This is a genomic window from Micromonospora sp. NPDC005686, assembly GCF_042871665.1.
In the GTDB taxonomy this organism is placed as follows: domain Bacteria; phylum Actinomycetota; class Actinomycetes; order Mycobacteriales; family Micromonosporaceae; genus Micromonospora.
The window spans coordinates 148,111-173,763 of the sequence record NZ_JBIAIY010000005.1 but is presented as its reverse complement, the minus strand read 5'-3'; the positions used below and the strand labels follow the sequence as shown (position 1 = coordinate 173,763).

24 protein-coding genes and 1 pseudogene are annotated in these 25,653 nt (G+C 72.9%); 19 read left to right on the top strand and 6 right to left on the bottom strand.

Going from position 1 to position 25,653, the window contains the following annotated elements; genetic code table 11:
* Window positions 1–19: 19 nt before the first annotated feature.
* The 10 genes from ACFYON_RS14050 (at window position 20) to ACFYON_RS14005 (ending at window position 10,465) form a co-directional block, all read left to right on the top strand.
* Window positions 20–343 (top strand): hypothetical protein, encoded by a 324-nt coding sequence (locus ACFYON_RS14050; RefSeq protein WP_354866002.1) that lies wholly within the window; start codon window positions 20–22, stop codon window positions 341–343.
* 228 nt (window positions 344–571) lie between these two features.
* Window positions 572–3,406 (top strand): Na+/H+ antiporter subunit A, encoded by a 2,835-nt coding sequence (locus tag ACFYON_RS14045; RefSeq protein WP_357707729.1) that lies wholly within the window; start codon window positions 572–574, stop codon window positions 3,404–3,406.
* Between the two features lie 169 nt (window positions 3,407–3,575).
* Window positions 3,576–4,055, top strand: coding sequence for a Na(+)/H(+) antiporter subunit C (locus ACFYON_RS14040; RefSeq protein ID WP_387189102.1), 480 nt, complete (start codon window positions 3,576–3,578; stop codon window positions 4,053–4,055).
* Complete coding sequence (locus tag ACFYON_RS14035; protein ID WP_354865565.1) at window positions 4,052–5,557, top strand: Na+/H+ antiporter subunit D; 1,506 nt, start codon at window positions 4,052–4,054, stop codon at window positions 5,555–5,557. The genes ACFYON_RS14040 and ACFYON_RS14035 overlap by 4 nt, the downstream gene beginning before the upstream one ends.
* Complete coding sequence (locus tag ACFYON_RS14030; protein WP_354865563.1) at window positions 5,554–6,186, top strand: Na+/H+ antiporter subunit E; 633 nt, start codon at window positions 5,554–5,556, stop codon at window positions 6,184–6,186. The genes ACFYON_RS14035 and ACFYON_RS14030 overlap by 4 nt, the downstream gene beginning before the upstream one ends.
* A gap of 11 nt (window positions 6,187–6,197) precedes the next feature.
* A complete protein-coding gene (locus tag ACFYON_RS14025; protein WP_013284715.1) occupies window positions 6,198–6,461 on the top strand; it encodes a monovalent cation/H+ antiporter complex subunit F in 264 nt (87 codons plus the stop codon).
* Between the two features lie 61 nt (window positions 6,462–6,522).
* Window positions 6,523–6,855 (top strand): monovalent cation/H(+) antiporter subunit G, encoded by a 333-nt coding sequence (gene mnhG / locus ACFYON_RS14020; RefSeq protein ID WP_354865560.1) that lies wholly within the window; start codon window positions 6,523–6,525, stop codon window positions 6,853–6,855.
* A 163-nt stretch (window positions 6,856–7,018) separates the two neighbouring features.
* Window positions 7,019–8,374, top strand: coding sequence for a hemolysin family protein (locus tag ACFYON_RS14015; protein ID WP_354865558.1), 1,356 nt, complete (start codon window positions 7,019–7,021; stop codon window positions 8,372–8,374).
* Window positions 8,371–9,435, top strand: coding sequence for a hemolysin family protein (locus ACFYON_RS14010; RefSeq protein ID WP_354865556.1), 1,065 nt, complete (start codon window positions 8,371–8,373; stop codon window positions 9,433–9,435). The genes ACFYON_RS14015 and ACFYON_RS14010 overlap by 4 nt, the downstream gene beginning before the upstream one ends.
* 100 nt (window positions 9,436–9,535) lie before the next feature.
* Window positions 9,536–10,465: a sporulation protein gene (locus ACFYON_RS14005; protein ID WP_355095248.1), complete on the top strand. Its 930-nt coding sequence runs from the start codon at window positions 9,536–9,538 to the stop codon at window positions 10,463–10,465.
* Window positions 10,466–10,507: 42 nt separating this feature from the next.
* Here ACFYON_RS14005 and leuE read toward each other — a convergent pair whose 3' ends face one another.
* Both leuE and ACFYON_RS13995 read right to left on the bottom strand, forming a co-directional pair.
* Window positions 10,508–11,170, bottom strand: a complete 663-nt coding sequence (gene leuE / locus ACFYON_RS14000) for a leucine efflux protein LeuE (RefSeq protein ID WP_354865552.1) — start codon at window positions 11,168–11,170, stop codon at window positions 10,508–10,510.
* Window positions 11,167–12,414 carry a bifunctional pyridoxamine 5'-phosphate oxidase family protein/GNAT family N-acetyltransferase gene (locus tag ACFYON_RS13995; RefSeq protein ID WP_387257368.1) on the bottom strand — a complete coding sequence of 416 codons (1,248 nt, stop codon included), beginning with the start codon at window positions 12,412–12,414 and terminating at the stop codon, window positions 11,167–11,169. Before ACFYON_RS13995 ends, leuE begins: the two co-directional genes overlap by 4 nt.
* Window positions 12,415–12,452: 38 nt before the next feature.
* Here ACFYON_RS13995 and ACFYON_RS13990 point away from each other — a divergent pair, with 38 nt between their 5' ends.
* Both ACFYON_RS13990 and ACFYON_RS13985 read left to right on the top strand, forming a co-directional pair.
* Window positions 12,453–13,790, top strand: coding sequence for an aminotransferase class I/II-fold pyridoxal phosphate-dependent enzyme (locus ACFYON_RS13990; protein ID WP_354865548.1), 1,338 nt, complete (start codon window positions 12,453–12,455; stop codon window positions 13,788–13,790).
* 89 nt (window positions 13,791–13,879) lie between these two features.
* A pseudogene (locus ACFYON_RS13985) lies at window positions 13,880–14,174 on the top strand (uracil-DNA glycosylase family protein); the annotation flags it as partial.
* 222 nt (window positions 14,175–14,396) lie between these two features.
* On the opposite strand, the gene ACFYON_RS13980 reads toward ACFYON_RS13985, so the two are convergent.
* Window positions 14,397–14,771 (bottom strand): VOC family protein, encoded by a 375-nt coding sequence (locus ACFYON_RS13980; protein ID WP_354866000.1) that lies wholly within the window; start codon window positions 14,769–14,771, stop codon window positions 14,397–14,399.
* Window positions 14,772–15,089: 318 nt separating this feature from the next.
* On the opposite strand from ACFYON_RS13980, the gene ACFYON_RS13975 reads away from it, so the two are divergent.
* From ACFYON_RS13975 to rny, 7 genes are all read left to right on the top strand, one after another.
* Window positions 15,090–16,232, top strand: a complete 1,143-nt coding sequence (locus ACFYON_RS13975) for an acyl-CoA dehydrogenase family protein (protein WP_354865998.1) — start codon at window positions 15,090–15,092, stop codon at window positions 16,230–16,232.
* 69 nt (window positions 16,233–16,301) lie between these two features.
* Entirely contained in the window at window positions 16,302–17,600 is a 1,299-nt protein-coding gene (locus ACFYON_RS13970; RefSeq protein WP_354865546.1) for an MFS transporter, read from the top strand.
* 4 nt (window positions 17,601–17,604) lie between these two features.
* Complete coding sequence (locus ACFYON_RS13965) at window positions 17,605–17,805, top strand: DUF3046 domain-containing protein (protein ID WP_354865544.1); 201 nt, start codon at window positions 17,605–17,607, stop codon at window positions 17,803–17,805.
* Between the two features lie 185 nt (window positions 17,806–17,990).
* Complete coding sequence (gene recA / locus ACFYON_RS13960) at window positions 17,991–19,040, top strand: recombinase RecA (protein ID WP_354865542.1); 1,050 nt, start codon at window positions 17,991–17,993, stop codon at window positions 19,038–19,040.
* An 11-nt stretch (window positions 19,041–19,051) separates the two neighbouring features.
* Window positions 19,052–19,744, top strand: a complete 693-nt coding sequence (locus ACFYON_RS13955) for a regulatory protein RecX (RefSeq protein ID WP_354865540.1) — start codon at window positions 19,052–19,054, stop codon at window positions 19,742–19,744.
* A 47-nt stretch (window positions 19,745–19,791) separates the two neighbouring features.
* Window positions 19,792–20,529 carry a 3-keto-5-aminohexanoate cleavage protein gene (locus ACFYON_RS13950; protein ID WP_354865538.1) on the top strand — a complete coding sequence of 246 codons (738 nt, stop codon included), beginning with the start codon at window positions 19,792–19,794 and terminating at the stop codon, window positions 20,527–20,529.
* A 704-nt stretch (window positions 20,530–21,233) separates the two neighbouring features.
* Window positions 21,234–23,000 (top strand): ribonuclease Y, encoded by a 1,767-nt coding sequence (rny, locus tag ACFYON_RS13945; protein WP_354865536.1) that lies wholly within the window; start codon window positions 21,234–21,236, stop codon window positions 22,998–23,000.
* A gap of 67 nt (window positions 23,001–23,067) precedes the next feature.
* On the opposite strand, the gene ACFYON_RS13940 is transcribed toward rny, so the two are convergent.
* From ACFYON_RS13940 to ACFYON_RS13930, 3 genes are all read right to left on the bottom strand, one after another.
* Complete coding sequence (locus tag ACFYON_RS13940; protein WP_355096652.1) at window positions 23,068–23,943, bottom strand: amino acid ABC transporter permease; 876 nt, start codon at window positions 23,941–23,943, stop codon at window positions 23,068–23,070.
* A complete protein-coding gene (locus tag ACFYON_RS13935; RefSeq protein ID WP_354865532.1) occupies window positions 23,940–24,596 on the bottom strand; it encodes an amino acid ABC transporter permease in 657 nt (218 codons plus the stop codon). Before ACFYON_RS13935 ends, ACFYON_RS13940 begins: the two co-directional genes overlap by 4 nt.
* A 78-nt stretch (window positions 24,597–24,674) precedes the next feature.
* Window positions 24,675–25,610, bottom strand: coding sequence for a glutamate ABC transporter substrate-binding protein (locus ACFYON_RS13930; protein ID WP_354865530.1), 936 nt, complete (start codon window positions 25,608–25,610; stop codon window positions 24,675–24,677).
* Window positions 25,611–25,653: the final 43 nt, after the last annotated feature.

Sequence of the window (25,653 nt, the reverse complement as noted above, 5' to 3'; positions counted from 1 at the left end):
GCGTGGGGTGGAGGCGTGGATGACCGTCGAGGAACGAGTCCTGGGGCCGGGGACCGACGTGCTCATCCGTAAGGTCGACAGTCGCCTGGCCGCGCTGCGCGCCGGTCTGCGCGGCCCCGATCTGGAGCTGGCCGAGGAGCTGGCCGCACGGCTGCGCGAGATGATCCTGGCCACCGCCCGGTCCAGCGCCGCCGACCGGGCCCGGGTCCGGGCCGCTGTGCACTACTTCGTCCAGCGGCGGGAGAGCCGCGACGCCCGGCTGCCGCTGCGCTCCCTGGCCGCCGCCCAGCGCGCCGTCGACCGCGCCGCCCGCCAGCTGGCCACCCCCAACCCCGCCCCCTGACGACCGCACCCCACCCCGCCCTTCCCTCGCGCGGCGACCAGGGAATTTGCGGCGGGATCAGGCGTGCTCCCGGACACGAACTCCTTGATCAGCGGGCCGGAGAGGGCGGCTGGGCGAGGGGGATACGGGTGGGTTTTGGGGAAAACGGCCCGGTTCGGTGCCGCTGTGGCGTGTGATCGGTCGTGACACCAGCGTGTCCCCGCGCTGTCACCTCGACCGGGAGTACGCGTGCTCGTCCTGCTGATCGTGCACCTGGTGGCGGCGCTGCTCGCCCCGCCGCTGGTCCGCCGGTGGGGTCCGCGCGCCTGCCTGCTGCTCGCGCTCGCCCCGGCCGCCACAGCGGTGTGGGCGGCGGCGCACACCGGAGCGGTACGCGACGGCGGCGCGGTGGTCGAGACGTACCCGTGGATCTCGCAGTTGCAGCTCGACGTGGCGCTGCGGGTCACCACGCTGTCCTGGCTGATGTTGCTGCTCGTCGGCGGCGTCGGCGCGCTGGTGCTGGTCTACTCCGCCCGCTACTTCCCGCCCGGGTCGACCGGGCTGGCCCGGTTCGCCGCCGTCATGGTCGCCTTCGCCGGGGCGATGCTCGGCCTCGTCGTCTCCGACGACCTGCTGCTGCTCTACGTCTTCTGGGAGCTGACCACCGTCTTCTCCTACCTGCTCATCGGGCACAGCACCGAGCGCCGGTCCAGCCGGTGGGCCGCCGCGCAGGCGCTCACCGTGACCACGCTGGGCGGGCTGGCCATGCTCGTCGGGTTCCTGCTGCTCGGCCACCACGCCGGCGGCTACCGGTGGTCCGCGGTGGCGGCGGCGCCGCTGCCCGGCGGGGGATACCTCACCGTCGCGGTGCTGCTCATCCTCGCCGGGGCGCTGGCGAAGTCCGCCGTGTTCCCGTTCAACGCCTGGCTGCCGGTGGCGATGGCCGCGCCGACGCCGGTGAGCGCGTACCTGCACGCGGCGGCGATGGTGAAGGCCGGCATCTTCCTCATCGGACTGCTCGGCCCGCTGCTCGCCCCGGCCGGCGGGTGGCGGCCGGTCACCGTCGTGGCCGGGCTGGTCACGCTCGTCATCGGCGGGTGGGCGGCGCTGCGGCAGGTCGACCTGAAGTTGCTGCTGGCGTACGGCACGGTCAGCCAGCTCGGCCTGCTCACAGTGGTGTTCGGCGCGGGCACGCCGAAGGCGGCGCTGGCCGGCGTGGCGATGCTGGCGGCGCACGCCCTGTTCAAGGCGGCGCTGTTCCTGGTCGTCGGCATCCTCGACCACGAGGCCGGCACCCGTGACCTGCGGGATCTGTCCGGGCTGGGCCGGGCCGCGCCGGTGCTGGCCACCGTCGCCACGCTGGCCGCCGCCTCGATGGCCGGGGTGCCGCCGCTGCTCGGGTTCGTCGGGAAGGAGGCGGCGCTCGCCGCGTTCACCGGTGATCCACCGGTCCTGATCGTGCTGGTGGTCGGCAGCGCGCTCACCGTCGCGTACAGCATCCGGTTCCTCTGGGGCGCGTTCGGCACCCGGCCCGGTGTGCCGGACACCGAGTGGGCCCGGCCGCCCGCCGCGATGTTCGTACCCCCGGCTCTGCTCGCCGTGGCCGGGCTCGCCGCCGGTCCGGCCGCCGGGTGGCTGAGCGGCCTGTTCGAGCCGTACGCCGAGCTGTTCGGGCCGGTCGAGGAGCGCCTGGCGCTCTGGCACGGACCGACGGAGGCGCTCGGCCTGTCCGCCCTCGTGCTGGCCGGCGGCGTGGTGCTGCACCTGGTCCGCGGCCCGCTGGCGCCCCTGCTGGCCCGGCTGCGTTCGCCGGTGGGCGGCAACCAGGGGTACGAGTGGGTGACGCACGCCTTCGACCGGCTCGCCATCGAGGTCACCGGCGCCACCCAGCGCGGCTCGCTGCCGCAGTACCTCGGCACCGTGCTGCTCGCGCTGGTGTTCGTGCCTGGCGGGGCGATGATCGCCACCGCGCCGTGGCGGGTCGATCTGGCGGTCTGGGACAACCCGGCCCAGCTCGTGGTCTGCGTGGTGATCGCGGTCGCCGCACTGCTCGCGGTGAGCGCGCGGCGCCGGCTCACCGCGATGCTGCTCGTCGGCGTGACCGGCTACGGCACCGCGATGATGTTCGTCCTCTACGGCGCCCCGGACGTGGCGCTCACCCAGTTCCTGGTGGAGACCGCCACGATCGCGGTGTTCGTGCTGGTGCTGCGGCGGCTGCCGGCGCGCTTCTCGGCCCGTCCGCTGCGCCGCAGCCGCTGGGTACGGCGCGGGATCGGGATCGCCGCCGGTGTGGTGATGGCCGGGCTGGCGCTCGTCGCGGCCGGGGCGCGGCGCGCGCCGTCGATCTCCGCGGCCTTCCCGGATCTCGCCCTCACGCAGGGGTACGGCCGCAACGTCGTGAACGTGACGCTCGTCGACATCCGCGCCTGGGACACCATGGGGGAGATCTCGGTGCTCGTGGTGACCGCGACCGGTGTGGCCAGCCTGATCTACGAGCGTTCCCGCACCGGGCCGCGCCCTCGTCGCCCGCCACCGGCCGCGCTGCGCGCCGGGGACCGGCGCACGGTGTGGCTGCGCGGCGGGCAGACGCTGCCGGAACGGCGGCGCTCGATCGTGTTCGAGGTGGTCACCCGGCTGATCTTCCACACCGTACTGATCTTCTCGTTCTTCCTGCTGTTCTCCGGGCACAACGCGCCCGGCGGCGGTTTCGCCGGCGGGCTCGTGGCCGGGCTGGCGCTGGCCCTGCGTTACCTGGCCGGCGGCCGGTACGAGCTGGCCGAGGCGGCGCCGGTCGGGGCCGGAACGGTGCTCGGCGCGGGTCTGGGCATCTCGGTGGGCAGCGGCGTGCTCGGCCTGGCGCTCACCGGCCAGGTGCTGCAGAGCGTGAAGGTCAACCTGTGGCTGCCCGTGGTCGGCGACTTCTACCTGGTCACGTCGCTGTTCTTCGACATCGGCGTCTATCTCGTGGTGGTCGGGCTGATCCTGGACATCCTGCGCAGCCTGGGCACCGAGGTGGACCGGCACGTGGAGGCCGCGGGAGACGCGGGGCACGGGCTGGTGGTCCAGCGGGAGGGGCCACCGTGAGCGCGAGGAGTGAGCCGGTTTTGCGAGCCCCGCAGTCGCGAACAGAGGTGGCTGTGAGCGCGAGGAGTGAGCCGGTTTTGCGAGCCCCGCAGTCGCGAACAGAGGTGGCTGTGAGCGCGAGGAGTGAGCCGGTTTTGCGAGCCCCGCAGTCGCGAACAGAGGTGGCTCAGTGACGAGGAGCGCGGCCGGGCCGACGCTGGTGCTGGTGCTGGCCGTCGGGGTGCTCGTCGCCACCGGCGTCATGCTGTTGCTGGAACGCAGCCTGACCCGGATCCTGCTCGGCATCATCCTGCTCGGCAACGGCGTGAACCTGCTCATCCTGCTCGGTGGGCGGTCCGGCGCCGCACCGCTCGTCGGTTCCGCCTCGCAGGGCGAGATGAGCGACGCGCTGCCGCAGGCCATGGTGCTCACCGCCGTGGTGATCACGTTCGGGCTGACCGCGTTCCTGCTCGCTGTCGCCTACCGGAGCTGGTACACCAGCGGCGACGACGAGGTGCAGGACGACCTGGAGGACCGGCAGATCGTCCGGCTCGCCGAGAGCAACGAGGTGTCCACCGCGGACCACGGCGGTGAGGGCCCGGACGACGACCCGGAGCAGGTGGACCCGGAGCCGGCCCGGCGGCGGTTGCATCGCGGGGACGCCTCATGACCGCGCTGGTTCCGCTGCCGGTGGTGGTGCCGCTGCTCGGCGCGGCCCTCACCCTCCTGCTGTCCGGCCGGCCCGGGTTGCAACGGTGGATAAGCGTGCTGTGCCTGTCCAGCGTCCTTGTGGTGGCGGCGGCGCTGCTGGTGGAGGCGTACCGGTTCGGGCCGGTGGTGGTGCACGTGGGCGGCTGGCCGGCGCCGGCGGGCATCGTGCTGGTGGCGGACCAGTTGGCGGCGCTGATGGTGCTCGTCTCCTCGGCGGTGACGCTGTGCGTGCTGCTCTACTCGATCGGGCAGGGCCGGGGCGAGACCGGGGAGACAGCGCCGGTGAGCATCTACCACCCCACGTACCTGGTGCTGACCGCCGGCGTCACGAACGCCTTCCTCGCCGGGGACCTGTTCAACCTCTTCGTCGGCTTCGAGATCCTGCTGGCCGCGAGCTTCGTGCTGATCACGCTGGGCGGCACCGAGGTGCGGCTGCGGACCGGATCGACGTACGTGGTGGTCAGCATCCTGTCGTCACTGCTGTTCCTGTCCGCGGTGGGACTGGTGTACGCGGCCACCGGCACGCTGAACATGGCGCAGCTCGCCGGCCGGCTGGACGCGTTGCCGTCGGGCGTACGCCTGACCCTGCAACTGATGCTGCTGCTCGCGTTCGGGATCAAGGCGGCGGTGTTCCCGCTGTCGGCGTGGCTGCCGGACAGCTACCCGACCGCGCCCGCCCCGGTGACAGCGGTCTTCGCGGGCCTGCTCACCAAGGTCGGCGTGTACGCGATCATCCGTGCCGAGACGTTGCTGTTCCCCGGCGGCCAGGTCGCCACGCTGCTGATGGTGGTGGCCGGGCTGACCATGGTGGTCGGCATCCTCGGCGCGGTGGCGCAGTCGGACCTGAAGCGGCTGCTGTCGTTCACGCTGGTCAGCCACATCGGGTACATGATCTTCGGGGTGGCGCTGAGCAGTGTCGCCGGCCTGTCCGGGGCGATCTTCTACGTGGTGCACCACATCACCATCCAGACCACGCTGTTCCTGGTCGCCGGCCTGGTCGAGGAACGCGCAGGCAGCACCGACCTGCGTCGCATCGGCGGCTTGGCGCGGGTCGCCCCGACCCTCGGCGTGCTCTTCTTCGTCCCCGCGATGAACCTCGCCGGCATCCCGCCGTTCTCCGGCTTCCTCGGCAAGCTCGGCCTGCTCCAGGCCGGCGTGGCGGCCGGCGGCGTGCTGCCCGCCGTGCTCGTCGCGGCTGGCACGCTCACCAGCCTGCTCACCCTCTACGCCGCTTCCCGGGTGTGGAACATCGCGTTCTGGCGGGAGCCCCGGCTGGCCACCGCCACCCCGCCGGCCCGGCTGCCCGGGCTGATGGTCGGCGCGACCACCGCCCTGGTGGCGCTGGGGGTGCTGTTCACGCTGGCGGCCGGGCCGCTGTTCCAGGTCACCGCGGACGCGGCCACCGACCTGCGCGAACGCACCCCGTACGTGCGGGCGGTCCTGCCCGGGGACGTGCCGTGAGCGACCACCTGCCCCCGGGCGGGGGCGCGGCCGGAGAGCCCGCGGGCGTTCCCCGGGCGGCGCCCGCCCCGGACGCGCCCGCCCCGACCACCGGCCGGGGCGGGCGGCGGCGGGACCAGGCGGTCGCGCTCGGCTGGCTGGTCGTCGTGTGGATGCTGCTGTGGGGCGACGTGTCCTGGGGCAACCTGGTCGCCGGCCTGGTGGTCGGCGTGGCGGTGCTGCTGTTCTTCCCGCTGCCGTCGGTCACGTTCGGCGGCCGGGTACGCCCCCGCGCGCTGCTGGTGTTCGTGGCCACGTTCGTCGCTGAGCTGGTCAGCGCCAGCATCCACGTGGCAGCCGTGGCGCTGCGCTTCGGCTACCGCCCGCGCGGCGCGATCATCGCGGTGCCGCTGCGCGTGCGCACCGACCTCAACCTGACACTCACCGCCGAGGCGATCTCGCTGGTGCCGGGCACGCTGATCATCGACGTCGACAGGGCGGAGGGCGTGCTCTACGTGCACGTGCTCGACGTGCGCGGACCCGAGGACCTGGTCGGCAGCCGCGAGCGCGTGCTGGCCGTCGAACGGCGCATCGTGCGTGCCATCGGATCTCCCGCCGAGGTACGCCGCCTCGGCCCCGAACCCGTGTAACGGAGGAACCAGTGACAGTCCTGCTCGCCGTCGCGCTCACCGTGCTGCTCTCGGCCACCGCGTTGCTCGCTCTGGCCCGGATCTACCGCGGACCGTCCCTGCTCGACCGGGTCGTCGGCGCCGACCTGCTGCTGTCGGCGATGCTCGCCGCGGTGGGGGCGGAGGCGGCGGTGAACCGGCACGCCACCACGCTGCCCGTCCTGGTGGTGCTCTCCCTGCTCGGCTTCATCGGGTCGGTGTCGCTGGTGCGCTTCGCGGTCCGGGCTGAAGCGTGAGCGCGAGGAGTGAGCCGGTCTTGCGAGCCCCGCAGTCGCGAACGGAAGGAGGTTCAACCTGATGGTCGGCACGATCGTGGACTGGGTGGGTGGGGTGCTGCTGCTGGCCGGGGCGGCGCTGGCCCTGATCGCCGGCATCGGGCTGGTGCGTTTCCCGGACGTGCTGGACCGCATGCACGCGGCCACCAAGCCGCAGGTGCTGGGCGTCCTGCTGCTGCTGGCCGGGCTGGCGCTGCGTCTGCGTACCCCCTCGGACCTGGGCATGCTGGTCCTGGTGGCGATCTTCCAGCTCGCCACCGCGCCGGTGGCCGCGCAGATGATCGGCCGGGCCGCGTACCGTTCCGGACGGGTCGACCGGACGCTGCTGGACGCCGACGAACTGGCCGGACGGTGAACCGGACGCACGGGAGGCTTCCCGGCACCCTCAGCGAACGTCCAGCGGCTACCGATAAAATGGGCCGCATGATCGACTCTCCTGCCCCGGAGGGCAGCAGTAGCCGGCCGGGTAATACCCGGCGAATTCCCTCCCCGACGACCCCGGGAGCCCTGAACCTCCCGTGTTGATCCTCGTCGGTCTCCTTCTCATCACCGTCCTCACCGCCGCCACCGGTTACTTCGTGGCCCAGGAGTTCGGTTACGTCGCCGTGGACCGTGGCAAGCTCAAGCAGCTCGCCGACGGTGGCGATCGTCCCGCGGCCCGGGCCCTGGAGGTGACCGCGCGGCTCTCCTTCATGCTGTCCGGCGCCCAGCTCGGCATCACAGTGACCGCCCTGCTGGTCGGTTACGTCGCCGAGCCGTTCCTGGGTGCCGGGCTGGCCGATCTGCTCGGCCTGGCCGGGCTGTCCAGCGCGGTCACGCTGCCGCTGTCGGTGGCCCTCGCCCTGACCATCGCCACAGTGGTGCAGATGGTCCTCGGCGAGCTGGCCCCGAAGAACCTGGCCATCGCGCGGGCGGAACGGCTCGCCCGGGCGCTGGCGCCGTCCACCCTGCTCTACCTGAAGATCGCCGGTCCGCTGATCACGCTGTTCGACAGGGCGGCCGTTCGGCTGCTCCGCCGGCTCGGCATCGAGCCGATCGAGGAGCTGCCCAGCGGCGCCACCCCGCAGGACCTGGAACAGATCATCGCCGAGTCCCGGGAGGAGGGGCACCTCGACGCCGAGATGTCCGACCTGCTGGACCGGGGTCTGGACTTCCGGGAGCTGACCGCCGGGGAGGCGATGGTGCCGCGCGTCGACGTGCACACCATCCGGGCGGACGAGCCGGTCAGCCGCATCGTCGAGCTGCTGGACACCGGCCACTCCCGGTTTCCGGTGAGCGGCGCCGAGGGCGTCGACGACCTGATCGGCGTGGTCGGCATCGCCGATGTGCTCGGGGTGCCCCCGGCGCAGCGCGCGACCACCCGGGTCGACGCGGTGGCCGTACCCCCGTTGCTGGTGCCCGAGACGCTGCCGCTGCCGACGGTGCTGGACCGCCTGCGGTCCGGGCACCGGCAGCTCGCCTGCGTGGTCGACGAGTACGGCGGCTTCGCCGGCGTGATCACGCTGGAGGATCTGGCCGAGGAGCTGGTCGGGCCGATCCGCGACGAGGACGACCCGCCGGACCGGGCCGCGGCGCGGCAGGAGGACGGCTCCTGGGTGGTCCCGGCGCGCTGGCGCATCGACGAGGTCGCCGACAGCACCGGCATCGAGCTGCCCGAGCGCCCCGAGTACGACACGCTCTCCGGTCTGGTGATGCGGGAGCTGGGCCGGGTGCCCGAGGTCGGTGACCTGCTGGAGATCCCGGTCGCCACGGACGGCGACGAGCCGGCCGCCGGCCCCCGGGTGCTGGTCGAGGTGCTGGCGGTGGACCGGCACGTGGCCGACTCGGTGCGGCTGCGGTCCACCGCCGACGTGTCCGGGGAGGGTGCCGCATGAGCCCCGGGTTCGCGTTGTTCTTCTCCGTGGGGCTGCTGGCGCTCAACGGGTTCTTCGTGGCCGCCGAGTTCGCGCTCGTCGCGGCCAAGCGGTACCGGCTGGAACAGGCGGCGGCCGGCGGCGGCCGGGCGGCCCGCGCGGCGCTGGACGGCGTCCGCGAGCTGAGTCTGATGCTGGCGGGCGCGCAGCTCGGCATCACGCTGTGCACGCTGGGTCTGGGCGCGCTGGCCGAACCGGCCATCGAGCACCTGCTCAGCCCGCTGCTGCACGCGGTCGGCCTGCCCGATGCGGTCAGTCACGTGGTGGCGCTGGTGTTCGCGCTGTCGCTGGTGACGTTCCTGCACCTGGTGGTCGGCGAGATGGCCCCGAAGTCGTGGGCGATCACCGACGCCGAGCGTTCGGCGACGCTGCTGGCGCTGCCGTTCCGGGCGTTCGCCCGGATCGCCCGGCCGGTGCTGTCCGTGCTCAACGGGCTGGCGAACGCGATGCTGCGCCTGGTCGGGGTGCAGCAGCAGGACCAGTTGGCCCAGGTGCACGGCCCGGACGAGCTGCGCATACTGCTGGAGCAGTCCCGGGAGCACGGCCTGCTCGGTGCCGAGCAGCACCAGTTGCTGACCAGCATGCTGGAGCTTCAGGGCACCACTGTCGCCCAGGTGATGGAGCCGTTCGACCAGATCGTCACTGTGGGCCGGGGCGAGACCGCCGAGCGGATCGAGCACGTCTCACGCGACAGCGGCCGGTCCCGGCTGGCCGTTGTCGACGCCGGTGGCGAGGTGTGCGGCCTGGTGCACGTACGCGAGGCGGTGCGCGCCGTCACCATCGGCCGCCCGGCGACCGCGGAGGAGCTGATGACAAGCGCCTTCACGCTGCCGGCCGAGGCGTCGGTGACCGAGGCGGTGACCTCCATGCGGGCGCAGCAGGCGCAGCTCGCGCTGGTGAGCAACGGCGGTGGGCCGACCCGGCCGATCGGGTTCGTCGCGCTGGAGGACCTGCTGGAGGAGGTCATCGGCGAGTTCGACGACGAGACCGACCCGGTGCCGCGGGGCCGCCGGATGCGCTGAGCGTCATGATTCACGCCGGCCCGGCGAGGTGGGGACACCTCGCCGGGCCGGCGTCCGTTTCGGCCTGGCATGGGCGGGCGGGCAGCGGGAAAGCCACGGCATGCGGTTGACCGGCGTGTCGCGGGACTCCGCCTGGACCGGGCTGTCGGTGAGCACCACGGTGCCCAACCCGAGCACCCGGCCCGGCCTGCGCCTGCCCGGCCGGGTGACGCTCAGCGCGGGCGGATCGGACGTGCCGGTCCGGCACATCCGGCTCGGGCTGGTGACCCAGGTCGAGCCGGAGGATCCGGAGGCGCCCCGCCGCCTGGTGCAGTTCCAGACGTGGACGATCGCGGCGCGGTTCGTGGTGCCGGCCGGGCGGCGGCGCGCTGTCGACTTCGCCGTGCCTCTGTCGTGGGAGTCACCGGTGACCACGTACGGCGGGGTGCCGTTGCTGAGCCTGCGTACCGGGCTGCGGACCGAGGTGTCGGTGGATCCGGAGGTGGATCAGGGCTCGATGGTGCCGGTGCTGATCCATCCGCTGCCCGCCCAGGAGCACGTGCTCGCGGCGCTGGACACGCTCGGCTTCGCGATCCGGCAGGCGGGCCTGCGAGAGGGGCGGCTCCCGGGGGTGGAGCAGACGCTGCCGTTCCAGCAGTGGTACGGGTTCTGGGCCGCCCCGCTCTACGCCGGTCCGATGACCGAACTCGAAATGATCATGCTGACCGACTCGGCCGGCATGGAGGTGCTGCTCTGGCTGGACCGGCGGCTCTCCCTGGCCGGGATCACCCACCAGAGCATCAGCCGGTTCCGGGTCTGGCACGCCGGAGCCGACGAGCGCGACTGGGTGGCCACCGTGGACGGCTGGCTGCGGCACGCCATCGACAGGCACGCGGCGGCCGTCGCGCACGCCGACTGGTCGGCCACGATCCGCGAGTCGGCGCACGTCAGCCGCCGCCCCGACCGTCCGGTCGCGCCGGGCTACGGACTCGGGGGCACGGCCGGCGGCGCGGGCATCGGCGGTGGTGGCGGAGGCGGCGACGGCACGTGAGCAGCGCCGCCGCTGCCGGTGTAAGAGCCCTCCCCTTACACCTCAGCCGGCGGCAAGCTTGAGGCTGAAGCCGAGGAACAGCACCGCGACGGCTGTGGTGCCGCTCGCGGCGAGCCGGCGGCGCTGCCGGAACTGGGCCGCCAGGTAGGTGCCGGTGAAGATCAGCACGGTCAGGTAGAGCGCGCTGGCGACCTGTGCGATCAGACCGAGCAGCAGGAACGACAGCGCCGGCCACGCGTACGAGGGGTCGACGAACTGGATGAAGAACGAGACGAAGAACAGGATCGCCTTCGGGTTGAGCAGGCTGATCACCAGCGCACGCCGGAAGGGCTCCCGCTGCTCGGCCGGCTCCACCTCGTCGATCAGGCGCGGCGTGGCCGGGTCGTTGCGGTCGCGCCAGCGCCGCCACGCGCCGCGCAGCATGGCCAGCCCCAGATACCCGAGGTACGCCGCGCCGGCGTACTTGATCACCAGGTAGAGCGGCGGGTACGCCTGGAGCAGTGAGGCCACCCCGGCGGCGGAGAGGACCATCAGCACCGCGTCGCCGACGAACACCCCGGCCGCCGCCCGGTAACCGGTGGCCACGCCCCGGCGGGCGGCGGTGGCCAGCACGAAGATCGAGTTCGGGCCGGGCAGCAGCACGATCGCCACGGTGCCCAGCACGTACGTCCAGATGTCGGTGATCCCCAGCACGCCGGACATCATGACGCCGCGCCCACCGCCGGGCGAAGCCTTTCCCGCAGGCTGACCTGTGCCGTCGGCCACTCCTGCGCGAGCATGGAGTACTGGACGGTGTCCCGCCAGGAGCCGTCGGCGCGCTGCTTGTGCTGCCGCAGCACGCCCTCCCGGCTCGCGCCGAGCCGTTCGATGGCCCGCTGGGAGCGTTCGTTGCGGAGGTCGGTGTGCCAGACCACGCGGACCGCGTCCAACTCGTCGAATGCCCGGCCGAGCAGCAGCAGCTTCGCCTCGGTGTTCACGCCGGTACGCCACCACGGGCGGCCCAGCCAGGTGTAGCCGATCGCCAGTGACCGGCGTACCGGGTCGATCTCGTAGTAGGAGGTCGTGCCGATCACCGCGCCGGTGGTGGCGCAGCGCTGGACCCAGCACACCTGCTCGCCGCGTTCCTGCGCGTCGAGGTAGCCGGCCACAAGCCGGCGCATCTCGGCGGCGTCGGCCGGCTGGACGCCGCCCAGGTGCCGCCACACCTGCGGGTCGGCGGTGGCGGCGTACAGCTCGTCGGCGTGGGCGAGGTCGAGTGGCTCCAGCACCACGTGCGCGCCGCGCAGCACCGCCGGCTCGTGCCAGGGCGAGCGGGCTGCCCGCAGGTACGCCGGCACCGGCGTGCCCACCCCGGGCGCGGGTTCGGGGCGGCCCGGCGTGAGCCGCAGTGGCACCACGCCGGCCCAGTACGGCAGCGCCTCGTCGGCGGGCTCGTCCTTGACGCCGCCGGTACGCATCCGTACCGACACCTCGCGCAGCGGCAGCGCCAGCACCGCCGTCTCGGCCAGCTCACGCCGGTTCGGCGGGCGGCTCTCGGCGGACCGGCCGGCGGCCACCTTCTCCACCAGCGCGGTCAGCACCGCGGCCTTCTCGTCCGCGTCCTCGACCAGGCGGGCGGTGCCGTGCGCCACCACCGACCGGTAGTTCGCGCTGTGGTGGAACTGGGAGCGGGCGTAGATCAGCCCGTCGAGGTGGGTGACGGCGACGCAGACCGGCAGCCCGGCCTCGCCCCGGGCGGCGAGCAGCGGCCGGCTGCCGGTGGACCCGTGCAGGTAGAGCGTGTCGCCGATACGGACGTGCAGGGTCGGCAGGAGGCGCGGCTCGCCGTCCACCGTGAACGCCAGCGCGCAGTGGTACGCCTCGTCCAGTAGCGCGTGCGCGGTGGCCCGGTCGTAGGACATCCGGTCGCGGGTGCGGGTGGCCGTGGTGCGTTCGGTCGGAGGGTACACGTGACATCCCACCTTTGTTCTAGTACAATCTCTAAACTGTGGCAGCACATTATCAGATCGCCGGGTCCGCCTCCGCCGCGATTTCGGCAAGCGTCGAATCCGGCATCCGCACCGGCGCCCTCGCCCCCGGCGACGCCCTGCCCGCCGTGCGCGCGCTCGCCGCCGACCTCGGCGTCAGCCCGGCCACCGTCGCGAAGGCGTACCAGGAGCTGCGGCAACGCGGCCTGGTCGTGACCGCCGGCCGGCACGGCACCCGGGTCCGTCCCCGCCCACCGGTCGCCGCCCGCCGCGCCGCGCTGCTGCCTCCGCCGCGCACCGGCGGCCACGACCTCTCCGCCGGACAACCCGATCCCCGGCTGCTGCCCCCGCTCGGGCCGCACCTCGCCGCGCTCGCCGCCGAGATCGGACCCCCCGGCGGGTACGCGACCGACGCCGTGCTGCCCGACCTGGCCGCCCTGGCCCGGGAACGGCTAGCCGCCGATCGGGTCCCGGCCGGCGAGCTGACCGTCACCGGCGGGGCGCTCGACGGCATCGAACGGCTACTCGCCGCCCACCTGCGCCCCGGCGACGCGGTGGCGGTGGAGGACCCCGGCTGGGCCAACCTGCTCGACCTGATCGCGGCGCTCGGGCTGCGTACCGTCGGGGTGCCGGTGGACGACGAGGGCCCCACCGTGGCCGGGGTGCGGTCGGCGCTCGCCGCCGGGGTCCGGGCGCTGGTGGTGACCAGCCGGGCGCAGAACCCGACCGGCGCGGCCGTCTCCGCCGACCGCGCCGACGCGCTGCGCACGCTGCTGGCCGGCCGGGCCGACCTGCTGCTGATCGAGGACGACCACGCCGCCGAACTGGCCCGCGTACCCCTGCATCCGCTCGCCGGGGCGACCCCGGCGTGGGCCTTCGTCCGGTCGGTGAGCAAGCCCTACGGGCCCGACCTGCGGCTCGCGGTGCTGACCGGCGACGAGGCCACTGTGGCCCGGGTGGCCGGGCGGGCACGGGTCGGCGCCGGCTGGGTCTCCACTGTGCTGCAACGCCTGGTCGTGTCGCTCTGGCGCGACCCGGCCACCGCCGAGCTGGTGCGGCGTGCGGCGGACAGCTACGACCGGCGGCGCGACGGGTTGGTCGAGGCGCTGGCCGCACGGGGTGTGACCGCGCACGGGCGCACCGGGATCAACGTCTGGGTGACGGTGCCCGACGAGACGGTGGCGGTCACGACACTGCGCGACGCGGGGTGGGCGCTCGCCCCCGGCGGGCTCTACCGGATCGCCGCCGACCCCGCCGTGCGCGTCTCGGTGAGCGCGCTGGACGAGGCCGACATCCCCGCGCTGGCCGACGCGCTCGCCGCGGTGGGGAAGGGCCCCCTGTTGACGCATTCGGTATAGGTCCCTGTTGACAATCCCCGGCCGCCCGGCGGGCGGACAGCGCGGCGGGCCGCTCGCGTGGGCGGCGGCGGACGGGGTAGAACGTCGGCATGGCCGAGACCGAGACCGCCCCCGGAGCGCAGGAGTTCATCCCGCCCGGCGCGGACACCATCGACGCGCTGCGCGCCGCCGCCGGCGGATGCCGGGGCTGCGAGCTGTACCGGGACGCCACCCAGACCGTCTTCGGTCGCGGCGACGAACACGCGCGCGTGGTCTTCGTCGGCGAGCAGCCGGGCGACATCGAGGACCAGAAGGGACTGCCGTTCGTCGGCCCGGCCGGTCGGCTGCTGCGCAGTCCACCAGACCCCGGACCGGGTGCACGTCACCGCCTGCCGGCCCTGGCTGGTCGCCGAGTTCGCCCGGCTGCGCCCGGAGATCGTGGTGGTGCTCGGCGCGACAGCCGCCAGCGGGTGCCGGTGGACCGGGCCGGCGACGTCGCCGACGCCCCGGCGGCCCGGCTGCTCGCCACCATCCACCCGTCGGCGGTGCTGCGCGCCGACAACCAGGACGTCGCGTACGAGGGCCTGGTCGCCGACCTCAAGGTGGCCGCCGAGGCGCTGCGCTGAGTCAGGCGCGCTGCTGCCAGGTGCAGAGGCAGACGCGGTTGCCGTCCGGGTCGGCGAGCACCCAGAAATTCGGCGCCTCCGCGTCGCTGACGAGGGTGCCGCCGGCCGCCAGCGCGGCGGCGATCCGCGCGTCCACCTCGGCCGGATCCACCCACACGTCCGGGTGCCACCGCTGCCGCGGTTCGTCCCGGCCGGAGCGCTGAAACCAGAGCGTGGGCAGCACGCCGTCGGGGTCACGTACCTCGTCGTCGTCCGGGCCCCGGCCGTCGGGCGACTGCCAGGTCAGGACCGCCCGCCAGAACGGCAGCACGGCCGCGTGCTCCGGGGTGTCCAGCGCGAGTTCCAGGCGGGCCAGCCCGGCCGCAGGTACGTCCACCCGTCCAGCCCGGCCTCGGCCACCTGTTTCCCCGTGAGTGTGCTCATCCGGCCATCCTGGCGTGCGCTCCGTCCGGTCGCCATCCTCCATAGAGGATTACCCAACGGCGCGGGGGTACGGCTCCGGCATCGGCGGAACCCCGGCCTCGCGTGGAGCTTCTCCGGTTCGGCGCTCCCGGCCCCTACGTGGCCCCATGGCGTTCTCCGGAGTCCTCTGGCTTGTGCTGGCGGTGGCCGTACGCACCGGCCGCCGCGAGCGCCGGCTGCGCGCGGCGCTCGCCCCTGTCCGGGGCGGGTGAGCGGTGTCAGACTTGCCGCCATGGAGCAGCATCTCTACGAGCCCGTCCACGACGAGTTCCGCGACCTGTGCCGCCGTTTCCTGACCCGGGAGGCGGTGCCGCACCACGAGCGCTGGGAGGCCGACGGGATCGTCGACCGGCAGGTGTGGCGGGCCGCCGGCGCGGCCGGGCTGCTCGGCCCGGACGTCGACCCCGAGTACGGCGGCGGCGGGCAGCGCGACTTCCGGTTCAACGCGGTGCTGGACGAGGAGATCGTCGCGGCCGGGTGCACCGGTCTGGGGTTCGGGCTGCACAACGACGTGGTCGCCCCGTACCTGACCGAGCTGACCACCGACGACCAGCGCAAGCGGTGGCTGCCGGGCTTCTGCTCCGGCGACCTGGTCACCGCCATCGCGATGAGCGAGCCGGGCGCGGGCAGCGACCTGGCCGGCATCCGCACCACGGCGGTCCGCGACGGCGACAGCCTGGTCCTCAACGGGCAGAAGACGTTCATCACCAACGGTGAGATGGCCGACCTGGTGGTCGTGGTGGTCAAGACCGCGCCGGAGCAGGGCGCGCACGGGGTGAGCCTGGTCGTGGTGGAGACCGGCACGCCGGGTTTCGCCAGGGGCCGCCGCCTGGCGAAGGTCGGCCTGAAGGCGAACGACACCGCCGAGCTGTTCTTCGACGACTGCCGGGTGCCGGCGGAGAACCTGATCGGCGCCGAGAACCAGGGCTTCTACCACCTGATGGCCAACCTGCCCCGGGAGCGGCTGAGCATCGCCGTGGCCGCGGTGGCAGCCTGCGAGAAGCTGCTCGCGCTCACCATCGAGTACGCCCGCTCCCGGGAGGCGTTCGGCCGGCCGATCGGCCGGTTCCAGCACAACCGGTTCCTGCTGGCCGAGCTGGACACCGAGGTCACCATCGCGCGGACGTTCGTCAACCACTGCGTCACCGAGTTCAACGCGGGCCGCCTCTCGGTCACCGACGCGGCGAAGGCCAAGTGGTGGACCACCGAGTTGCAGACCAAGGTCGCCGACCGGTGCGTGCAGCTGCACGGCGGTTACGGCTTCATGGCGGAGTACCCGGTGGCGAAGGCGTGGCTGGACAGCCGGGTGCAGACCATCTACGGCGGCACCACCGAGATCATGAAGGAGATCATCGGCCGGGGCCTCGGCCTGTAGCTAAACCGGGTGCCAGCCGGTCGGAGTGGTGCGGGAGGATGAGACACCCACCCCCACCAGGAGCGCAGCATGTCCATCGGCCTGACCGCGCCGGCCCCGCCCCGGCCCGACGTCGCCCGCGTCCAGCGGCGTACCGTCCGGCTGCTGTTCCTCACCCAGATCATCGGCGGGATCGGCGTCACCATCGGCATCTCGGTCGGCGCGCTGCTCGCCGCCCGGGTCGCCGGCACCGCGCTGGCCGGGCTGGCGCAGAGCGCCGGGGTGGTCGGCGCCGCGCTGCTGGCCATCCCGGTCACCCGGCTCATGGCCGCCCGTGGCCGGCGGCCCGGCCTGGTCCTCGCGTACACAGTCGGTGCGGTCGGCGGCGTGCTGGTGGTGGTCGCCGCCGTGACGGGGGCGGTCCCGTTGCTCTTCGTCGGCATGCTGCTGTTCGGCGGCGGCACGGCGGCCAACCTCCAGGCCCGTTACACGGCGGTGGACCTGGCCGAGCCGCACCGCCGGGGGCGGCAGCTCTCGATGGTGGTCTGGGCCACCACCATCGGCGCGGTGGCCGCGCCGAACTTCGCCGCGCTCGCCGACGACACCACCCGGGGCTGGGGCCTGCCGGCGCTGTCCGGGCCGTTCGCCTTCAGCGCCGTCGCGTTCACGCTGGCCGCCGTCGTAATCCTGGTCCTGCTCCGGCCGGACCCGCTGCTCACCGCGCGCCGGCTGGCGGCGGCCGAGCCCGCGCCGGACTCCGCGCCGGCGGTCGCCCGCCGCGGTGGCATGGCCGCCGCGTGGCGCACGGTACGCCGCAGGCCGGCCGCCCGTCTCGGCATCGCCGCTGTCGCGGTGGGGCACCTGGTGATGGTCGCGGTGATGTCGATGACCCCGGTGCACCTCGGCGAGTGGCACTCCGACGAGGACGTGTTGCCGGTGGTCGGCCTGGTGCTGAGCCTGCACATCGCCGGCATGTACGCGCTGTCGCCGGTGGTGGGGTGGCTCACCGACCGGTTCGGCCGGCGCCCGGTGATCCTCGGCGGGGTCGCGCTGCTGCTGGCCGCGTGCGCGGTCTCCGGCACCGCCGGGCACCACACAGCGCTGCTGTCGGTGGGGCTGACGCTGCTCGGGCTGGGCTGGTCGGGCACGATGGTGGCGGGCTCGACGCTGCTGTCGGAGTCGGTGCCGACCGCCGACCGGCCCGGTGTGCAGGGCCTGTCCGACCTGCTCATGGGGCTGGCCGGGGCGGGCGCGGCGGCGGCGAGCGGGTTCGTCATGCGGGCCGTGGGGTACCCGACGCTCACCCTGCTGGCGGCGATCGCCGTGGTGCCGCTGGTGGCGCTGGCGCTGCGCCGTCCCGCCACGGCGCCACTCGACGAGGAGGACTGAACACGTGCGGCTGACCGACTTCTGGACGCGGCTGGAGAATGCGTTCGGCCCGGGGTACGCGGCCAGCATCGCCAGCGACCAGGTGCTGTCCCAGCTCGGCGGGCGGACCATCGAGCAGGCCCTCGCCGCCGGTGAGGAAACGCACGTGGTGTGGCGTGCCGTGGTCGCCGCATATCCCGACCGGGTGCCCGCCCGGCTACGCTGAGCAGCCTTTTCGTCGATCCCGCGTGTCGCTTGCCCAGTCGTACACCTGTTCGGCTATTGTCCACAGCGGGGTGCTCGTCCACAGCTCACGGCCCGTCGGCTGGTTTTCTGTCGGACCCAGCGCCTAGCGTGTCCCGCGTGACGCGAAGCTCAGGAAAGACGCCGGCGAAGGCAGGGGTGGCAACGATGGCAGCAGGGCCTGACCGGGAGAAGGCGCTCGACCTTGCTCTCGCTCAGATCGACAAGCAGTTCGGCAAGGGTTCGGTGATGCGCCTGGGGGAGCGGCCTGTCGTGCAGACGGCCGTCATCCCGACCGGCTCCATCGCGCTCGACGTGGCGCTCGGCGTGGGCGGTCTGCCCCGCGGCCGGGTGGTCGAGATCTACGGTCCGGAGTCCAGCGGTAAGACCACCGTCGCGCTGCACGCGGTGGCCAACGCCCAGCGGGCCGGTGGCATCGCCGCGTTCATCGACGCGGAGCACGCGCTCGACCCGGACTACGCGCGGGCCCTCGGCGTCGACACCGACGCCCTGCTGGTCTCCCAGCCGGACACCGGCGAGCAGGCGCTGGAGATCGCGGACATGCTGGTCCGCTCCGGCGCGATCGACATCATCGTGATCGACTCGGTGGCTGCCCTGGTGCCGCGCGCCGAGATCGAGGGCGAGATGGGCGACAGCCACGTCGGTCTGCAGGCCCGGCTGATGAGCCAGGCGCTGCGGAAGATCACCGGCGTGCTCAACAACACCGGCACCACCGCGATCTTCATCAACCAGCTCCGCGAGAAGATCGGCGTGATGTTCGGCAGCCCGGAGACCACCACCGGTGGCCGGGCGCTGAAGTTCTACGCCTCGGTCCGGCTCGACGTGCGCCGCATCGAGAGCCTCAAGGACGGCACCGACGTGGTCGGTAACCGCACCCGGGTCAAGGTCGTGAAGAACAAGGTCGCCGCGCCGTTCAAGCAGGCCGAGTTCGACATCATGTACGGCAAGGGCATCTCCCGCGAGGGCTCGCTGATCGACGTCGGCGTGGAACAGGCGATCATCCGCAAGTCCGGCGCCTGGTACACCTACGACGGCGACCAGCTCGGCCAGGGCAAGGAGAAGGCCCGCGAGTTCCTCCGCGAGAACCCGGACGTGGCGGCCGAGATCGAGAAGAAGATCCTGGAGAAGCTCGGCGTCGGCACCGGTGGTGCGGGCGACGCCGCCGGTGGCCCGGAACTGCCGCCGGTCGACTTCTGATCCGCTGACCGGTGGCAGGACGACGCGCCCGTACGGGCCGGGGCTGGGATGCCAGCCCATCTCGTACGGGCGACGCCACAGGTACGCCCCGGCCCCGCCGGGGGCGCCGTGATCGCGCGGCGGAGCCCGATGCAGGGGAGGCTCCGGCTCCGCCGCGCGACGAGGCCGAGCTGGCCCGGGAGATCTGCCTTCGGCAGCTCGCGGTGCGTCCGCGCACCCGGGCCGAGCTGGCCGGCGCGCTGGCTCGTCGGGGCATCTCCGAGGAGGTCGCCGAGCAGGTCCTCGACCGCTACGACGAGGTCGGCATCGTCGACGACGCCGCCTTCGCCCGCGCCTGGGTGAGCAGTCGGCACACCGGCCGAGGGCTGGCCCGCCGGGCGCTCGCCAACGAGCTGCGCCAGCGCGGTGTCGACGGCGAGGTGGCCGGCGCGGCCCTGGACGGGCTGGACGAGGAGACCGAGGCGCAGACCGCCCGCGCCCTGGTGGAACGGAAACTGCGCAGCACCCGGGGCGAGCCGGACGCGGTGTTCCGCCGCCTGGTCGGCATGCTGGCGCGCAAGGGCTACCCGCCCGGGGTGGCGATCCGGGCGGTGAAGGACGCGCTGGCCGCGCAGAGCGCCGAGGCGGCCGAGTTCGCCGAGCACATCGACGCCGACGCGATGGCCGACGCCGAGCACGACCTCGACTCCCGCCGGCTCGACTGACCGACCGGCCGTGTCGGCCGCTGTCCCGAGGGGAGAGGCGCACACCAGTGCTGAAGGCGTGTCTCAACGGCACCCGACGGCGGGACGAGCACCCCGCCGTGCCGCTCACCCCGGCCGAACTGGCCGCCGACGCGGTGCGCTGCGCGACCGCCGGGGTGGCCGCGGTGCACGTGCACCCGCGCGACGAGGCCGGCGCCGAATCGCTCGACCCGGCCGCGATCGCCGCGGCGGTCAGCGCCATCCGGGCCGCCCGTCCCGGTCTGCCGGTCGGGGTGAGCACCGGCGCCTGGATCGTCCCCGACCCGGCGGAGCGGGTCGCCGTGGTCCGCGCCTGGACGGTGCTGCCCGACTTCGCCTCGGTCAACGCCCACGAACCCGGAGCGGCCGAGGTGGCCGTCGCCCTGAGCGAGCGCGGCGTGATGGTCGAGGCCGGTCTGTGGACCCTGGCGGCTGTCGACGCCTGGCGCCGCTGGTCCGCACCCACCGGGCGGATCCTTGTCGAGTGCATGGCCGAGCAGGTCGAGACGGCACTCGCCGACGCGGCGGCGATCCTGGCCGCGCTGCCCGGCGGGCACCCGCCGGTGCTGCTGCACGGTGAGGGTCCGGCCACCTGGCCCGTGTACGCCGACGCGCTCCGGCGCGGCCTGCACACCCGGATCGGCCTGGAGGACACGCTACTGCTGCCCGACGGCACCACTGCTCCCGACAACGCCACCCTGGTAACCACCGCCCGCACCCACCCCGCCGTCCCCGACACCCCCAACGCCCACCCGGCCCAGCCCTGAACCGGCCGCCCGCTGTGTGGTGGGAGGGCTGGGGGTGACGTCAGCTCCTTGATCAACGGGGTTGCCGGGGCTGTGTGGCGCCCGCGAGGGTGGGGAAGAGCTGAGCAGGTCGGGGAGGCGGGGCTGGTGCGTTTGCGGGGTGAGGTTTGTCCTGGCCTGTCCGGGATCTGATCACCACTGAGTGACGTCGCAACTTCTCTCCGTCCGGGTGGTTTGATCATGACTAGTTGACCGAATGGCCCCTCGCGACCTAGCCTCGCCATACAGGCTCACTTTGCCCGACCAGCGCAGGCTAAGCGCACAACATAGATCTCGTAACAGAACAGCATCACTTTGGCCAGCCACACCGGCCCTTGACGGGGCGCTCCGGGAACCTCCGGAACCTCCGACAACTGCAACCGGCCGTCAGCGGTGCCCTCACGGGGGGCACCGCCGACGGAAAGCTGCCCAGGGCCAGCCGCTCCGGTCGGGCGTACAGAGCCGCAGGCGCGTGTCCTTCACGCGTGCTGCGGCGCCGACGTTCAGGGGGAGGCGGCCATGGCAGGGCGGCACAGGTTCACCGGCGGACTGCCACACGGCCCCGACCTTTCCGCGACGGGCGACACGCCCCGTACCGCCACCGCGCCCCGGTGGGCCGGCGACGCCGGGCGGGTCGTCGAAGCGGGGCGGGCGGACGTGCCCGTGTACCGGCTCGGAGCGGCCGGATGAGCGCCTTCGACATCGTCCTCCTCGTGGTCGTGCTGCTGCTCGTCGCGGTGGTGGTCGGCGCCGTGCTGTTCGGCGTGCGTACCCTCAAGCGGCTCAGCCTGGCGCCCGCGCCGGAGGATCCGGCCTTCATCGCGGAGAAGGACCGGCAGGAGCAGTCCCTCGCGGCGTTGCGGACGGCCGCCGACGAGGTGAACAGCACCATCGACGTGGCGAAGTCCGCGGCCTCCGCGGCCCGGGCCGAGGCGGCCGCCGCGAAGGCGGAGGCGAAGGCCGCCCGGGCCGAGGCGCGGCGGGTGCTCGACGACGCCCGTGCCGAGGCCGACACGGTGCTGGAGCGGGCGCACAAGCAGGCCGAGGCGGACGCCGAGCAGCTGCGTACCGCCGCGCGGCGCAGCGGCGAGCGGGAGGTGGCGGTGCTCGCCGCCACCACCCGGGAGCAGGCGGCCGAGGTGGAACGCCGTGCCGCCCGGATGGACGAGCGGGAACGGCTGCACACCGAGGAGGTGGAGCGACTGGCCGAGCGGGAGCGGCAGCTCACCGCCGCCACCGCGGCGCTGGCCGCCCGGGAGGCCGCCCTGGCCGAGCGGGAGCGGACGCTGACCGAGGTGGAGGAGCAGCGTCGCCGCGAGCTGGAGCGGGTGGCCGGGCTGACCGCCGACGCGGCCCGCGTCGAGCTGGTCGAGTCGATCGAGGGGCAGGCGAAGCGGGAGGCCGCGCTGCTGGTCCGGGAGATCGAGGCGGACGCCCGGGGCAGCGCCGAGCAGCGCGCCCGCAACATCGTGGTCGACGCCATCCAGCGGGTCGCCAGCGAACAGACCGCGGAGAGCGTGGTCAGCGTCCTGCACCTGCCTGGTGACGAGATGAAGGGACGCATCATCGGCCGGGAGGGGCGCAACATCCGCGCCTTCGAGTCGGTGACCGGCGTCAACCTGATCATCGACGACACCCCCGAGGCGGTGCTGCTGTCCTGCTTCGACCCGGTACGCCGGGAGGTCGGCCGGGTCACGCTGGAGAAGCTGGTGCTGGACGGCCGCATCCACCCGCACCGGATCGAGGAGGTCTACGACCTGGCCCGGCAGGAGGTGGAGGAGCTGTGCCACCGGGCCGCCGAGGACGCGCTGGTCGAGGTCGGCATCACCGAGATCCACCCGGAGCTGGTGACGCTGCTGGGCCGGTTGCGCTATCGCACGTCGTACGGGCAGAACGTGCTCAAACACCTGGTGGAGACCGCGCACATCGCCGGCGTGATGGCCGCCGAGCTGCGGCTGGACGTGCCGACGATCAAGCGGTGCGCGTTCCTGCACGACATCGGCAAGGCGCTCACCCACGAGGTGGAGGGCAGCCACGCGATCATCGGCGCGGACGTGGCCCGCAAGTACGGCGAGAGCGAGGACGTGGTGCACGCCATCGAGGCGCACCACAACGAGGTGCCGCCGCAGACCATCGAGGCGGTGCTGACCCAGGCGTCGGACGCCTGCTCGGGCGGGCGACCGGGCGCGCGGCGGGAGAGCCTTGAGGCGTACGTGAAGCGGCTGGAGCGGATCGAGGAGATCGCGGCCGGCAAGCTGGGTGTGGAGAAGGTCTTCGCCATGCAGGCGGGCCGGGAGATCCGGGTGATGGTCAAGCCGGACGACGTGGACGACATCGGCGCGGCGGTGCTGGCCCGGGACGTGGCCAAGCAGATCGAGGAGGAGCTGACCTACCCGGGGCAGATCCGGGTGACCGTGGTGCGCGAGTCGCGGGTCACCGAGATCGCCCGCTGAGCGGCGGCGAGACGAAGAACGGGCGGGTGGGGGTGGAACCCCACCCGCCCGCTTCGTGTCCGTCGACTCACAGAGGCGTGACGCCGGTGCCGCCGTCGGTCTGCGTCGCCGGCAGCGGCTTGGCGGCGCTGCGCGGCAGCCGGGTCAGCCGCTTCTGCAACCACCAGGCCAGCACCGACAGCAGGCCGCAGATGCTGATGTAGATGGCCGCGACGATCAGGTACGTCGGCACGTACGGCAGGCCGAACGCCAGCCGGCCGCCGATCTGCTTGCCCACGAACAGCAGCTCCGGGTACGTGATGATGAAGCCGAGCGCGGTGTCCTTGAGCAGGACGACGAGCTGGCTCACGATCGCCGGGAGCATCGACCGGAACGCCTGCGGCAGCAGGATCAGCCGCAGCACCTGGTTCTTGCGCATGCCCACCGCGTACGCGCCCTCGGACTGCCCGTACGGCACGGCGTTGACGCCGGCGCGGAAGATCTCCGCGAGCACCGAGCCGTTGTAGAGCGTCAATCCGATGACCAGCGCCCAGAACTTGTCGATCGGCCAGCCGTACTGCAGCGGCACGTAGTAGCCGAAGAAGATCAGGATCAGCAGGGGGATCGCGCGGAACAGCTCCACCACGAACGTGGCCGGAGCGCGGAACAACACCTTGTCGCTGAGCCGGGCGCTGGCGAAGAACGCGCCGAACAGCAGTGCCAGCACGGTGGCGACGGCGGCGACCTTCAGCGTGGCCCAGAGGCCGTTGAGCAGCTCGCGCTGCACGGCCGCGTACTGGAACTGCTCCCACTTGCGGGCCTCGAACTGGCCGGTCTGGTCGAACTTGTAGACCACGAACGCGAGCAGCGCGACGATCGCGGCGATCGAGACGATGCCGAGGATCCGGTTGCGCAGCCGGGCCTTCGGGCCGGGGATGTCGTAGAGGATGCTGTTGCTGCTCATCGGGCCACCGCCCACTTGCGCTCGAGGAACCGCTGGAGCACCACCAGCGGGAGGATCAGGATGAGGAAGCCGATCACGATCCAGGTGAGCACGATGAACTGCGGCTCACCCCGTTCCGACATGTACGCCGGAATGGCGCCCGCCTCCAGCACCGAGAAGCCCGCCGCGATCGTGGTGTTCTTCAGCATGGCGATGAGCACGCTCATCATGGGCGGGACCATGGCCCGCAGCGCCTGCGGCAGCACGATCAGCGTCAGCACCTGGGCGAACGTCATGCCCAGCGCGCGGGCCGCCTCGGCCTGACCGGTGGCGACCGTGTTCACGCCGGAGCGGATCACCTCGCAGATGAACGCCGACGTGTAGGCGATCAGCGCGATGCAGGCGCTGTTGAAGTAGTCGATGTTCACGTCCAGCTTCGGCACCGCGAAGACGAGGAACGCGAACACCAGGGTCAGTGGGGTGTTGCGGACCAGGTTGACGTACGTGGCGCCGAACGCCCGCAGCGCGGGGATCGGGGACACCCGCATCGCGCCGAGCAGTGTGCCGAGGACGAGGCTGCCCACGCCGGCGATCAGGAACAACTTGACTGTGTTGTAGAACCCGTCGCGGAACAGGCTCGCGTTGTCCGTCAGGACGCGGAAGAACTCGCCCATACCTCGCTCTCACTCTCTCCAGACGGGGCCGGGCGGGGAGGACGACCTCCCCGCCCGGCCCGACGTCGGTGCGGACCGTCAGTACCGCTCGAGCTGCGGCGGGGTGGCCGGCGAGCCGGACTTGCCGAGCGTGCCGTCGTAGACCTTCTTCCAGGTGCCGTCGGTGAACGCGGCCTCGATCTGGTTGTTCACGTAGTCACGCAGCGCCTTGTCGTCCTTGGGCAGGCCGATGCCGTACTTCTCGGTGCTGAACGGCTGGCCGACGACCTTGAGCTCGTCCGGGTTCTGCGCGGCGTAGCCCTTGAGGATGGCGTCGTCGGTGGTCACCGCGTCGACCTTCTTGTCGAGCAGCTGCGAGACGCACTCGGAGTAGGTCTTGAACTCGACGATGTTCTCGCCCTCGGTCAGGCCCTCGTCGCGGACCTTCTGAATCGGCGTGGAGCCGGTGACCGAGCAGACCTTCTTGCCCTTGAGGGTGTCCTTGCCGGTGATCGACGACTCGTCCTTGCGGACCAGCAGGTCCTGGCCGGCGACGAAGTACGGGCCGGCGAAGGAGACGTCGTTCTTGCGCTTGTCGGTGATCGAGTACGTGCCGACGTAGTAGTCGATCTCGCCACCCTTGATGGCGGTCTCCCGGTTGGCGGACGCGATCTCCTTGTACTCGATCTTCGCCGGGTCGACGCCGAGCGTGCTGGCGACGTACTGGGCGATCTCGATGTCGAAGCCGCAGCGCTTGCCCTGGGCGTCCTTGTAGCCGAGGTTCGGCTGGTCGAACTTGACGCCGATGACGACCTTGCCGGCCGACTTGATCTTCTCGAAGGCCGGGCTGCCGGCGACGGCGGCGTCCGTCTTGGGGGTGAAGGTGACACCCGAGCTGGTGCAGCTGTCACCCTGCGCACCGCCGCTGGCGTTGCCGCCGCCGCTGGGGGCGGGGTCCCCCTCCTTGCCGCAGGCCGCCGCGGACAGGGCGAGCGAGGCCATCACGGCCACCGCCGCCACGCGCTTGAAACGCATACTCATTCTCCTTCTTCGATGGAGCCGACGTCGTGGCTCCACA

Excerpts from the sequence above, each read along its gene's own strand:
- ACFYON_RS13940 (WP_355096652.1), bottom strand. The coding sequence starts at position 23,943 with ATGAGCAGCAACAGCATCCTCTACGACATCCCCGGCCCGAAGGCCCGG.
- ACFYON_RS14050 (WP_354866002.1), top strand. The coding sequence starts at position 20 with ATGACCGTCGAGGAACGAGTCCTGGGGCCGGGGACCGACGTGCTCATC.
- ACFYON_RS14035 (WP_354865565.1), top strand. The coding sequence starts at position 4,052 with ATGACCGCGCTGGTTCCGCTGCCGGTGGTGGTGCCGCTGCTCGGCGCG.
- mnhG (WP_354865560.1), top strand. The coding sequence starts at position 6,523 with ATGGTCGGCACGATCGTGGACTGGGTGGGTGGGGTGCTGCTGCTGGCC.
- ACFYON_RS14010 (WP_354865556.1), top strand. The coding sequence starts at position 8,371 with ATGAGCCCCGGGTTCGCGTTGTTCTTCTCCGTGGGGCTGCTGGCGCTC.
- leuE (WP_354865552.1), bottom strand. The coding sequence starts at position 11,170 with ATGATGTCCGGCGTGCTGGGGATCACCGACATCTGGACGTACGTGCTG.
- rny (WP_354865536.1), top strand. The coding sequence starts at position 21,234 with ATGAGCGCCTTCGACATCGTCCTCCTCGTGGTCGTGCTGCTGCTCGTC.
- ACFYON_RS13975 (WP_354865998.1), top strand. The coding sequence starts at position 15,090 with ATGGAGCAGCATCTCTACGAGCCCGTCCACGACGAGTTCCGCGACCTG.
- recA (WP_354865542.1), top strand. The coding sequence starts at position 17,991 with ATGGCAGCAGGGCCTGACCGGGAGAAGGCGCTCGACCTTGCTCTCGCT.
- ACFYON_RS13935 (WP_354865532.1), bottom strand. The coding sequence starts at position 24,596 with ATGGGCGAGTTCTTCCGCGTCCTGACGGACAACGCGAGCCTGTTCCGC.
- ACFYON_RS14005 (WP_355095248.1), top strand. The coding sequence starts at position 9,536 with ATGCGGTTGACCGGCGTGTCGCGGGACTCCGCCTGGACCGGGCTGTCG.
- ACFYON_RS13970 (WP_354865546.1), top strand. The coding sequence starts at position 16,302 with ATGTCCATCGGCCTGACCGCGCCGGCCCCGCCCCGGCCCGACGTCGCC.
- ACFYON_RS13930 (WP_354865530.1), bottom strand. The coding sequence starts at position 25,610 with ATGCGTTTCAAGCGCGTGGCGGCGGTGGCCGTGATGGCCTCGCTCGCC.